Origin of the sequence: Streptomyces sp. NPDC059477 (assembly GCF_042749375.1) — a bacterium.
In the GTDB taxonomy this organism is placed as follows: domain Bacteria; phylum Actinomycetota; class Actinomycetes; order Streptomycetales; family Streptomycetaceae; genus Streptomyces.
The window spans coordinates 1-10,954 of record NZ_JBHYUG010000072.1 but is presented as its reverse complement, the minus strand read 5'-3'; the positions used below and the strand labels follow the sequence as shown (position 1 = coordinate 10,954).

Sequence of the window (10,954 nt, the reverse complement as noted above, 5' to 3'; positions counted from 1 at the left end):
GCCTGATTTGAGGGTGCGGCTCCAGACCGTTACCCCCCCACGCGCCCAGTGGCCCCACCCCTCACCCCCCCCCCCCGCCCCCCGCCCCCTGGGTGCGACGCCCCGGGCCCGTCGGTGTTTTCGTTCCGGGAGATCCGGGAGCGGATGCCCGCGCGGCGACCAGTTGGTGACGGGCCGTTACTTGATCAGCGGTACGGTCACGGCGTCGGGCTCTTGTCTTTCATTTAGGGAGAAGGCCCGGAGGAACCTGACCACGGCACCCGGAGGAAATCCCCGGACGAATTCCAGAACTCCGCCGGAATTCTCCGAAGAGCGGCCTGTGCATATGCACGGCCGTCCGGGCCGGAACCTGTTGCCCCGGCCGCCGCAGGGTGCGGTGCGCCCGGCCCTAGTCCATCTTCCCCAGCACGTCCCGCACCCTGCGCACCTCCCGGAGCCGTCGCTCATAGGTCGCGCCCAGTGCGAGGAGCAGCAGGCCGGCGAGCGCGGGGGGCGCCCAGCGGGGGAGCAGGCCCGCCACCTGGACCAGATACGGGGCGAGTTCGTGCAGGGTGATGAGCAGCAGGACCGAGCCGCCCAGCACCAGCGGGGCCAGGAGCCTGCCGCGGGCGCCGACCAGGGTGATCACGAGCGCCGCCACCCCCAGCAGCAGCGGACGCTGCCAGTGCGGATCGTCCCAGGCCATCGCCAGGCTCGGCACCAGAGTGACGGCGAGTCCGGGACCGTACGCCACCCAGGACGACGTCCGGGGATCGCCGTGCCGCAGCAGCCAGCCGATCAGCAGCGCCGGGACGGTCACCGGCAGCGTGTACGCCTCCGGCATCTCCACCTCCCACGCCGCCAGCCGCACCCACGTCGCCACCACGAACAGGCCGGTCGCCACCCACCCCGCCGGGCGCCGCTCCGGACGCAGCGCGGTGCCCGAGGCGATCACCCCGCACAGCGCGATCACCAGGGCCAGCATCGGCAGATCGGTCACCGCGAGCCCGACCGCGACCAGCGCCGCCGCACCGCCCGCGATCTCCACGGCCACCTGCGTACCGCCCTCGACACGCGCCGCGAACCCGGCCGCCGCCACGGACACCAGCAGCACCAGGAGCGCGATGTGCTCCGGCGCCCAGCCCAGCGAGGCACCCGACGCACAGGCCAGACCGGTCGCGTACACCAGGGCGGCCACGGCCGGGACCGGCCTGAGGGCGCCGAGGTCGAAGAAGGCCAACCGGACGGACCGGGCGGGCAGAGCCGCGAGGGCGGACAGGGTGAACAGGGCCGTCAGGAACGCGAGTACCACGAGGGTCGCCGGCTCGGCGGCCAGCGCGAGCAGCGCGAGATCCGCCGAGGTGACCAGCGCCAGGACGGTCGACCGGGTCCCCCGCAGCGCCAGCAGCCCCACCGTCATCGCGACCAGCAGCAACAGGGCCGCCACGTACGGCAGTCGCAGCGTGTGCGGCGCCAGCAGCAGCGTCGCCCACACCAGGCCGAGCGCCGCCTCCAGCGCCCGGGGCCGCCAGGTCGCGTCCCGGACCACGACGACCAGCAGCGCGGCCACCATGAGCAGCACCACCGGCGCCGTCACCACATCCGCCGCCCAGGGCACCTCGTCCTTCGGCAGCAGCCGCGCGCTCCCGGGAGCGCCGTCCCACACCGACCCCAGCCGGCCGACCGGACCCATCAGCGCCGCGGCGACCATCGGCAGCGCCCACAGCAGCGCCATGCCCTGCACACCCGCGGAGGCCCAGGCCAGACCGTGCCGGATCGGCTCCGGGATCCGGCCCACCCGCGATGCCGCCAGCAGCGCCATGCCGAACACCAGATGCACCGGCACGAACCACGCCTCCGGCAGCAGCACCCGCGGCACCCCGGCCACCGCCGCGACCGTCAGCAGACCGCCGGTGACCGCCAGGCCGAGGGCGAGCCCGGGAGCCGGGCTGCGCCACGCCGCGATCAGCGCGATCGACGCGGCGAGAAGGAGGAGCGCCGCCGCACGGGCGGCGGCGCCCGGGCCGTCAGCCGTCCAGGACAGCCAGCCGGCCGCCAGCACGCCCCAGCCGCCCATCCCGTACGCACCCGTCGCGGCGACGACGCGTACGGTCAGGGCGTGGCACCGGAGCGCCACGATCGCGTCCAGCGCCGCCGTCACCAGCAGCGCGGTGGTGACCCCGTAGGGCAGTGCGTCCGCCGTCACCGCCCACAGCAGCAGCGGGAGTTGGGCCGCGCACACCGCAGCCGGGACCGGCAGCCGCAGCGCGGGCCCGCTGACCCTGGCCAGGCCCCGCCCGTACGCGGCCCAGCCCGCCGCCAGTACGGCGGAGACAACCGCCGCGTACCCGGTGCCGTCGGTGTCCGCGAGCGCCACCTCGTGCAGCGCGTACGCGTCCAGGACCGTCAGCGCCAGGCCCAGGCCCGCCACCGACTCGGCCGTCGAACGCAGCCCCCGCTTCAGCAGCGCCACCGGCACGACCAGCGCCGCCGCCGTGACCGCGCCCAGCACCACGGCCCGCCCCGCGATCCCCAGATCACCCCAGCTGACCAGGGTGAACGCCACGGCCGCGAGGGTGAGCAGCGCCCCGCCGAGCAGCAGAAGCAGGTTCTGGACACCGGGCGTCGACGCCTCGGGAGCCGCCACGGCCGGGCCGGACGGACGGGACCACGGAGCCATGGGCGGCGGGGCCGCCGTCCGGGGCGATGGCGCCCCGTGCAACTGTGCGACCAGCCAGGCGCGCCGCGCTAGCAGCTGGGACCGGCGGCCGTCGAGCCAGGACAGCTCGGCGTCCAGGAGCCGCAACTCCTCGGCCGGTGGCGGGATCTGTGTCATGCCACGGAGTGTGGCCGCCGTCACGGCACCCGGCATGAGCGCACCTACTCAGAACGTACTCAGATCGCCCTTTCCGTGCCTGGTGCAGACTCGTCCCATGGACTGGAGCCACTACCGCTTCCGCACCCTCTGGGCCCTGCCCGCGCCACCCGGCACCGTCTACGACGTGCTGGAACGCGCCGAGGACTATCCCCGGTGGTGGCCCCAGATCCGTGCGATCGACCGGCTCGACGACACCTCGGGCCGCATCACGGTCCGCTCGGTGCTCCCGTACGCCATGACCTTCACCGCGCGCGCGACGCGCCGCGACCGGGACGCCGGGGTGCTGGAGATCGCCCTGTCCGGGGACATCGAGGGCTGGGCGCGCTGGACCGTCACCGCGCGGAGCGGCGGCACACTCGTCCGCTACGACCAGGAGGTCCGGGTGCACAAGCGGCTGCTGCGGCTGCTGGCCGTGCCGGGACGGCCGGCGTTCCGCGCCAACCACACCCTGATGATGCGCTCCGGGCGGCGCGGACTGCTCGCCCGGCTCGCGGAGGGGTGAACAGGTGCGGGCGTGGGGGAGCGGTGGGAAGTGGTTTGAAGGAAACGGGCCGGGGCCTGTATGGTTCAGTGCGTTCCCGGGCGATTAGCTCAGTGGAAGAGCGCTTCGTTCACACCGAAGAGGTCACTGGTTCGAACCCAGTATCGCCCACCGGGAAAGGCCGGTCCGCCACAGCGGACCGGCTTTTTTGCTGTTCCTGTCCGTCTCCTCTCAGGCCGCCGCCGGGAGGTCCGGGCGCAGCGGCCAGGCCGGGTCGACCGCCTCCTCGGTGCCGCTGCGCGCGAACCACGCCTGGAGGCCGCGCGCCTGCGCCGCGTGCCACACGGCTTGCAGGGTGTGCAGCTCGGCCGGGGACAACCGCTCCAGCCGGGCCGCGAAACGACGCCCTATCGCCCGTACGACATCCAGCGACGCCTGGGCGTCCGCCGCCGCGTCGTGCGCGCCCTCCAGCGTGACCTCGTAGTGCGCGCACAGGTCGGTCAGGGTGCGGCGGCCCTTGCGGTAGCGGTCGAGATGCTTGTCCAGGACCCGCGGATCGAGCACCAGCAACGGGGTCGTCTCGAACCAGTGCGTGAGCGACGACGCCCGGTGGCGGCGCAGTTCGCGGTCCAGGAGGGTCAGGTCGAACGGGGCGTTCATCACCACCAACGGGCGCCCCGCGGTGGCCTGTTCGGCCAGCAGCATCGCTATCTCCTGCATCACCGGCGCCGGCCAGCGGCCGTTGCACGCCAGATGCTCCTCCGTCAGCCCGTGCACCGCCGTGGCGGCCTCGGGCACCGGTATGCCCGGATTGACCAGCCAGCGGCTCACCCGCGGCCGGGTCCCCGGACCGTCCTGGACGACGAGGGCGGCCGACACGATCCGGTCGGTCTCGACGTCCACACCCGTTGTCTCCGTGTCGAATGCCGCCAACGGCCCCTCGTACCAGTACGTCATACGCACACAACTCCTCGTTCACCCAAGGCAGCTGACGCACCGTCTTCTGCCCGTTTGGTGATACCCGGGCTGTTTGCGCACTACGCCGCCAGGAGACAACAGGAGTACAGGTCCGCGCAGTTCAGCGACCTTGCACAGACGCCCCGACGCCTCGGGGACCTGTCGCGCGGAACACTCCCACTCATCTCTGGAAGGCTGTCTGGTCATGGCGATAGCGCAGCCCGAGCGGGGCGGGCTGCTGCCCGAACGCACGGGCCCCCATCGCGGTTCACTCGCCACCACCGCCTGCATGGAGACCTTGCAGGTGGGCTATCTCCACGCCGTCGCTGCGGCGGCCGGCTGCTCGCTCTCCCAGCCCTTCCCGGACAACGGCATCGACTGGCACGTCAGCCACAGCGCCCCCGGACACACGGTCGACGACGAAGTCACCATCAAGGTGCAGCTCAAGGCCACCTACCAACTCCCGCCCGGCCCGCCCGGCCGCACCTTCTCCTTCACCCTCGACAACGAGCACCTCGGAAAGCTGGCCCGCACCCCGGTCTCGGTGCACAAGATCCTGGTCGTGATGATCGTGCCGCGCTCCCAGGACGACTGGCTGCGCGCCGGCCACGACCGGCTCGACCTGCGCCACTGCTGCTACTGGGTCAATCTCGCCGGACACCCGGTCACCGGCCGGCACCGGACCACCGTACGGATACCGACCGCCAAGATCTTCGACGACCGGGCGCTGTGCGAGATCATGACGCGCGTCGGAACGGGAGGCAGACCATGACCCACCGCCCGCTCGACGAACCCCTGAGGCCCGTACGACCCCACCCGGTCGACCCCGCCCGGCAGCACCCGCCCCGGCCCGAGCAGGTCGATCCGGCCGTGCTCGGCGCCCTGCTGCGCCGGCACGGCTGGCAGCGGTCCGGCGGCGCCGCCGGACGCTACGGCGGCTGGATCCCGCCCGGACCCGGCGGCCGGGGCACCAGCCTGCTCGTACCGGAGAGCCGCGCCTTCCCCGACAGCGACGATCTGCTCGGCGAGGCGCTGATCGCGCTCGCCCGCAGCACCGCGCCCGCCGCCCGGGAGGTGCTCGTCGGGCTCAGCGTGCCCAGCGACGAGATCAGCTGGTGGCGGGACGTGCCCGCGGGCCCGGCCGGGACCGCGCCCTGGACCGTCGAGGAGCAGTTGCGCGGCGCCGCCCGCCAGACGCTGCTCGCCGCCGCGCTCGCCACCCGCGCCCGGGCCGGGTACTACGGCAACCGGCACCGGCGGCCCGCCGCCGCCCTCCTCGAACCCGTCCTGGCCGGCTCCGCAGACGGGGGCCGCAGGCTCACCGCCTTCGTGCCCGTCGACACCGGCCGGGCCCTGTCCGAACGGCTCCACCAGGCCGTCTACGCGGTGCGCGAGGCCATCGACTACCAGCGGGCCACCGGCGGCATGGACGCCTTCGACGGCGCGGTCGGGGCGGGCGTCAGCCGTGAGCTGACCGAGGCGCTGATCGGGCTGGTCCGGGGCACCGAGGGCGCGCGGGTCGCCGTCGACTGGGCGCCCGCCGCCGGGGCGCCCGAGGGGGCGGTCGCGGCGGCCGAGGCCGTCGAGTTCTCGCCGGGCGACCTGCCCGTACTGCGCGAGGCGGGCGCCCGCTATCTGCGCGCGGAGCCGTCCGTGCCGGTGCGGATCACCGGCACCGTGGTGCGGATGCGCAGGCCGGAGCCGCGCGGCGAGGGCACGGTACGGCTGCGCGTGCTCGCCGGGGCCGAGATCCCGCACGTCCGGCTCACCCTCGGCGAGGAGGACTACCGCATCGCCGGGCACGCCCACCTCGTCGGGCTGCCGATCCGGGTGCACGGGCGGCTGGAGAGCCGGGGCGGATTCCGGCGGCTGAGCGGGGCGGGCGGCGTCGTACCCGTGCAGGTGGACGAGGAGGAGCGGGATCAGCTGATGAAGTCCTTGCAGGAGAACCTGGACTTCTTCGAGGAGGCGTGCAGCGGGGAGGACTGACCGGCTGGGCGGCGCGTGCGGTGGGCGGGCGGGCGTGACCGTTTCGCGGTGGGGCCCGGCGGCTCGGTAGGATCGCTGGGCATCGCCATGCCATGCCCTGCGCAGGAGTGCGGGCCCCCGTCAGTCAGGAGAGACCGGTGTCAGACGTCCGTGTGATCATCCAACGCGATTCCGAGCGGGAAGAGCGCACGGTGACGACGGGCACGACGGCCGCCGACCTCTTCACCGGCCAGCGCTCGATCATCGCCGCGCGGGTGGCCGGCGAGCTGAAGGACCTCGCCTACGAGGTGGCCGACGGCGACGCGGTCGAGCCGGTCGAGATCACCTCCGAGGACGGCCTGAACATCCTGCGCCACTCCACCGCGCACGTCATGGCGCAGGCCGTGCAGGAGCTGTTCCCCGAGGCCAAGCTCGGCATCGGCCCGCCCGTCAAGGACGGCTTCTACTACGACTTCGACGTGGCGAAGCCGTTCACGCCCGAGGATCTCAAGGCCGTCGAGAAGAAGATGCAGGAGATCCAGAAGCGCGGGCAGCGGTTCTCGCGCCGGGTGGTGACCGACGAGGCCGCCCGCGAGGAGCTGGCCGACGAGCCGTACAAGCTGGAGCTGATCGGCCTCAAGGGCGCCCCCTCCAGCGACGACGGCGCGGACGTCGAGGTCGGCGCCGGTGAGCTGACCATCTACGACAACCTGGACGCCAAGACCGGCGAGCTGTGCTGGAAGGACCTGTGCCGGGGCCCGCACCTGCCCTCCACCCGGCTGATCCCGGCGTTCAAGCTGATGCGCAACGCCGCCGCCTACTGGCGCGGCAGCGAGAAGAACCCGATGCTCCAGCGCATCTACGGCACCGCCTGGCCGTCCAAGGACGAGCTGAAGGCGTATCTCGACTTCCTCGCCGAGGCCGAGAAGCGCGACCACCGCAAGCTGGGCAGCGAGCTGGACCTGTTCTCCATCCCGGAGCAGATCGGCTCCGGCCTCGCCGTCTTCCACCCCAAGGGCGGCATCATCCGCCGGGTCATGGAGGACTACTCGCGCCGCCGCCACGAGGAAGAGGGCTACGAGTTCGTCTACACCCCGCACGCCACCAAGGGGAAGCTCTTCGAGACGTCCGGGCACCTGGACTGGTACGCCGACGGCATGTACCCGCCCATGCAGCTCGACGAGGGCGTGGACTACTACCTCAAGCCCATGAACTGCCCGATGCACAACCTGATCTTCGACGCGCGTGGGCGGTCCTACCGGGAACTGCCGCTGCGGCTCTTCGAGTTCGGCACCGTGTACCGGTACGAGAAGTCGGGCGTCGTGCACGGTCTGACGCGGGCGCGCGGTTTCACCCAGGACGACGCGCACATCTACTGCACGCGTGAGCAGATGTCCGAGGAGCTGGACCGGACGCTGACCTTCGTGCTCGGGCTGCTGCGGGACTACGGGCTGACGGACTTCTATCTGGAGCTGTCCACCAAGGACGAGACCAAGTTCGTCGGGTCCGACGAGGCGTGGGAGGAAGCGACCGAGACGCTGCGGGCGGTCGCCGAGAAGCAGGGGCTGCCGCTGGTGCCGGACCCGGGCGGGGCCGCGTTCTACGGGCCGAAGATCTCCGTGCAGACGAAGGACGCGATCGGCCGGACCTGGCAGATGTCGACCATCCAGCTCGACTTCAATCTGCCCGAGCGGTTCGACCTGGAGTACACCTCCGCCGACGGCTCCAAGCAGCGGCCGGTGATGATCCACCGCGCGCTGTTCGGGTCGATCGAGCGGTTCTTCGCGGTGCTCCTTGAGCACTACGCGGGGGCGTTCCCGGCGTGGCTGGCGCCGGTGCAGGCGATCGGCATCCCGATCGGCGACGCGCACGTGGAGTATCTGGAGGAGTTCGCCGCCGCCGCGAAGAAGAAGGGGCTGCGGGTCGAGGTCGACTCGTCGTCCGACCGGATGCAGAAGAAGATCCGCAACGCCCAGAAGGCCAAGGTGCCGTTCATGGTCATCGCGGGTGATGAGGACATGGCGGCCGGCGCGGTGTCCTTCCGGTACCGGGACGGTTCGCAGGAGAACGGCATCCCGGTCGACGAGGCGATCGCGAAGATCGTGCGGGTCGTGGAGGAGCGGGCGCAGGTCTGACGGGCCGCCGCGAGCGTGCGCGGAGCCCCCGGTGAGGTCACCTCGCCGGGGGCTCCTGCTCGTCCGGGCGGGCGAACCGGTGGATCAGCCAGGACGAGAACGACCCCGTGACCGCCCCCAGCAGGGCCAGGCCGCACGCCATCATGCCGACCGCGATCAGCCGGCCGGTCGGTGTCACCGGCACGATGTCGCCGTAGCCGACCGTCGCGAGCGTCGAGCAGGCCCACCACACCGCGTCGCCGAAGGTCCGCATGGACGCGCCCGGGGCGCCGCGCTCCTGCTGGTAGACGGCGAGGGCGCCCGCGAAACCGAGGAGCAGGGCGGCCAGCCCGGCGTAGACCATCACCCGGCCGTACAGCGGCAGCCGGGGCCTTCCTCGGCGGCGCTGGACGGTGTCGTAGAGCCGCACGATGCGCAGCGGCCGTAGCAGGGGCAGCAGCAGCGTCACGGTGTCCAGGGGGTGGGTGCGGACGAAGCCCCAGCGGCGTCCGCTGAGCCGCCAGCGCACCGCGTAGTCGAGGGCGAACAGCACCCAGGTCGCCAGCAGCACCGCCAGGCACAGGTTCCGCCAGCCGGAGGCCAGGCCGGGGGCGAGCACAAGGATCGCGTACGCGGCGAGGAAGCACAGCGACGCCAGGGTGAGGGGCACCTCGGCGCGATCCTCCCAGCGGGCCGGGTCGGTGCGGCGGAGGTCGTCCATCGGCCCAGCTTGGTCCCTCGCCGGGCCGGTCCCGCGACGGCTTTCCGGCCTCCCCGGCGACACGCCGCGAACGGGCGAAGCAATATGCTTCCTTGCATGACGAGTGAGCCGGAGCAGCAGATCGGGGTGGGGACACAGGACGCGTTCCAGCGTCTGTGGACGCCCCACCGGATGGCCTACATCCAGGGCGAGAACAAGCCGACCGGTCCGGAGGCTGGTGACGGCTGCCCGTTCTGCGCGATCCCGGCGAAATCCGACGAGGACGGGCTGATCGTCCAGCGGGGCGAGCGGGTGTACGCGGTGCTGAATCTGTACCCGTACAACGGGGGGCATCTGATGACCGTGCCCTATCGGCATGTCGCCGACTACACGGATCTCACCGTCGAGGAGACGGCGGAGCTGGCCGAGCTGACCAAGCAGGCCATGACGGCGCTGCGGACGGCGTCGGGGGCGCACGGCTTCAACATCGGGATGAACCAGGGGACGGTGGCGGGCGCCGGTATCGCCGCGCATCTGCACCAGCACATCGTGCCGCGCTGGGGTGGGGACACGAACTTCATGCCGGTGGTGGGGCATACGCGGGTGCTGCCGCAGCTGCTGGCGGACACGCGGACGATGCTGGCTCAGGCTTGGCCGGGCGGGGGCTGAGGGGCGCGCTTCCGGCTGGAGGGCTGAGGGGCTGGCTGAGGGGTCCTGAGGGGGGCGCTCTGCCGGCCGAGGGCCGTGGGGGCGGCGGCTTTGTGTCGCGGGCGGTGGATTTCCGGCGCCCCAGGCGTCCCCGGTGCCCCTGGCGCGTCCAGGGTATTAGGCGCTAGGCGCGTCTGGGTGCCCGCTCCGGGGAGTTCGAGTTCGAGGACCACGCCCGTGTGGGGCCGAAGCGGGGTCCCGGAGACGGGGGTCCCGGGGGCCGCGGGGTTGCGGGTCCGTGGCCCCGCCATGCAAGGGCCGCGGCCCGAGCCCGAAATGGCGGGGCGGCCCGAGCCTGTGATGGCCGCGGCCCGCCCCCCTTCTACGGCGCCGCCGGAGGCTCACGCCTTCGACGCCGAGCCGCCGGAGGCTCACGCGTCGTACAGGTCCGCCTTCCTCGGGGAGGCGTCCTGGACCGCGCCGGACAGGAACGACGACCTCGCGCCGAACTTCTCCGTGTCGACGCCGTTCTCCTTCAGGACGCGGATCGCGGCGGCGTGGACGACGCGCAGGACCGGGGTGGCCGCGCGCAGGGCGTCGTCGGCCATGAAGCGGTGGCGCCAGGGCTGGTCGGCCCAGGCGTGCCGCAGGCCGAAGGGCTCGGGCAGGCCGACCGAGCCGCCGAGCCAGTTCAGCAGCGGGGGATACCAGGTCAGCGGGGCGCGGACGGCGAGGCGGACCACCTCGTTGGTGCTGATCAGGGGGAGCTTCACCGTGCGGTTCTCCCACGGCTTGAACGCCTTCTGGACGGACTTGGTGGGGGCCGAGGACTTGGTGGTGAACAGGGAGTTCACCGGCCCGAGGGCGTGTCCGGTGACCTCGATGCGCAGGGTGGAGTGCAGCACCGTGACCGTGATCATCATGGTGATGACCAGCTGGCCGTCCCACAGGGTCCACTGGACGCCCAGGTAGTGCCGGTTGCCCGCGCCGAACTGCTGCTTGTTGCAGATCTCCTGTATCGCGTGCGGTTTGTACTGGAATGCCTCGATGTCGGTGCCTTCGGGTCGGGACACCGAACCGGCGTTCTCGCCGATCGGGCTGACGATCCAGTGGCGTATCGAGGGTTTGGTGAAGCCGCCGGTGTTCAGCGGGCCGCGCTCCAGCATGCGCAGCTGGTCGTGGATCGACCGGACGATGTCCCAGCTGCGGAAGGGGTGGATCTCGCGGTC

At 72.4% G+C, this 10,954-nt stretch carries 8 protein-coding genes, 1 tRNA gene and 1 pseudogene; 6 read left to right on the top strand and 4 right to left on the bottom strand.

Annotated elements, in window-relative coordinates; translation table 11 throughout:
• Window positions 1-388 precede the first annotated feature (388 nt).
• Window positions 389-2,815 carry an SCO7613 C-terminal domain-containing membrane protein gene (locus ACFXAZ_RS28695; RefSeq protein ID WP_384597087.1) on the bottom strand — a complete coding sequence of 809 codons (2,427 nt, stop codon included), beginning with the start codon at window positions 2,813-2,815 and terminating at the stop codon, window positions 389-391.
• A gap of 97 nt (window positions 2,816-2,912) precedes the next feature.
• Between ACFXAZ_RS28695 and ACFXAZ_RS28690 the strand changes: the two genes are divergently transcribed.
• Entirely contained in the window at window positions 2,913-3,359 is a 447-nt protein-coding gene (locus tag ACFXAZ_RS28690; RefSeq protein ID WP_384597085.1) for an SRPBCC family protein, read from the top strand.
• Between the two features lie 78 nt (window positions 3,360-3,437).
• Window positions 3,438-3,509 (top strand) — tRNA-Val (locus tag ACFXAZ_RS28685).
• Window positions 3,510-3,569: 60 nt separating this feature from the next.
• Here the strand turns inward: ACFXAZ_RS28685 and ACFXAZ_RS28680 are convergent.
• The gene (locus ACFXAZ_RS28680; protein WP_384597083.1) at window positions 3,570-4,295 is read right to left on the bottom strand and encodes a 3'-5' exonuclease; all 726 of its coding nucleotides are present in this window, start codon (window positions 4,293-4,295) and stop codon (window positions 3,570-3,572) included.
• A 205-nt stretch (window positions 4,296-4,500) separates the two neighbouring features.
• Here ACFXAZ_RS28680 and ACFXAZ_RS28675 point away from each other — a divergent pair, with 205 nt between their 5' ends.
• From ACFXAZ_RS28675 to thrS, 3 genes are all read left to right on the top strand, one after another.
• Window positions 4,501-5,067, top strand: a complete 567-nt coding sequence (locus ACFXAZ_RS28675) for a DUF4365 domain-containing protein (RefSeq protein WP_384597081.1) — start codon at window positions 4,501-4,503, stop codon at window positions 5,065-5,067.
• A complete protein-coding gene (locus ACFXAZ_RS28670; RefSeq protein ID WP_384597079.1) occupies window positions 5,064-6,284 on the top strand; it encodes a hypothetical protein in 1,221 nt (406 codons plus the stop codon). Before ACFXAZ_RS28675 ends, ACFXAZ_RS28670 begins: the two co-directional genes overlap by 4 nt.
• A gap of 137 nt (window positions 6,285-6,421) precedes the next feature.
• Entirely contained in the window at window positions 6,422-8,398 is a 1,977-nt protein-coding gene (gene thrS / locus ACFXAZ_RS28665; RefSeq protein WP_384597077.1) for a threonine--tRNA ligase, read from the top strand.
• Between the two features lie 37 nt (window positions 8,399-8,435).
• Here the strand turns inward: thrS and ACFXAZ_RS28660 are convergent, their stop codons facing one another.
• Window positions 8,436-9,098 (bottom strand): potassium channel family protein, encoded by a 663-nt coding sequence (locus ACFXAZ_RS28660; RefSeq protein ID WP_384597075.1) that lies wholly within the window; start codon window positions 9,096-9,098, stop codon window positions 8,436-8,438.
• Between the two features lie 84 nt (window positions 9,099-9,182).
• Between ACFXAZ_RS28660 and ACFXAZ_RS28655 the strand changes: the two genes are divergently transcribed.
• Entirely contained in the window at window positions 9,183-9,746 is a 564-nt protein-coding gene (locus ACFXAZ_RS28655; protein WP_384597073.1) for an HIT family protein, read from the top strand.
• Between the two features lie 410 nt (window positions 9,747-10,156).
• Here the strand turns inward: ACFXAZ_RS28655 and ACFXAZ_RS28650 are convergent.
• Window positions 10,157-10,954 (bottom strand): annotated as a pseudogene (locus tag ACFXAZ_RS28650) (hypothetical protein); the annotation flags it as partial.

Bases quoted from the DNA above. Each gene is read 5' to 3' on its own strand.
- ACFXAZ_RS28695 (WP_384597087.1), bottom strand. From the start codon at position 2,815: ATGACACAGATCCCGCCACCGGCCGAGGAGTTGCGGCTCCTGGACGCC.
- ACFXAZ_RS28690 (WP_384597085.1), top strand. From the start codon at position 2,913: ATGGACTGGAGCCACTACCGCTTCCGCACCCTCTGGGCCCTGCCCGCG.
- ACFXAZ_RS28680 (WP_384597083.1), bottom strand. From the start codon at position 4,295: ATGACGTACTGGTACGAGGGGCCGTTGGCGGCATTCGACACGGAGACA.
- ACFXAZ_RS28675 (WP_384597081.1), top strand. From the start codon at position 4,501: ATGGCGATAGCGCAGCCCGAGCGGGGCGGGCTGCTGCCCGAACGCACG.
- ACFXAZ_RS28670 (WP_384597079.1), top strand. From the start codon at position 5,064: ATGACCCACCGCCCGCTCGACGAACCCCTGAGGCCCGTACGACCCCAC.
- ACFXAZ_RS28660 (WP_384597075.1), bottom strand. From the start codon at position 9,098: ATGGACGACCTCCGCCGCACCGACCCGGCCCGCTGGGAGGATCGCGCC.
- ACFXAZ_RS28655 (WP_384597073.1), top strand. From the start codon at position 9,183: ATGCTTCCTTGCATGACGAGTGAGCCGGAGCAGCAGATCGGGGTGGGG.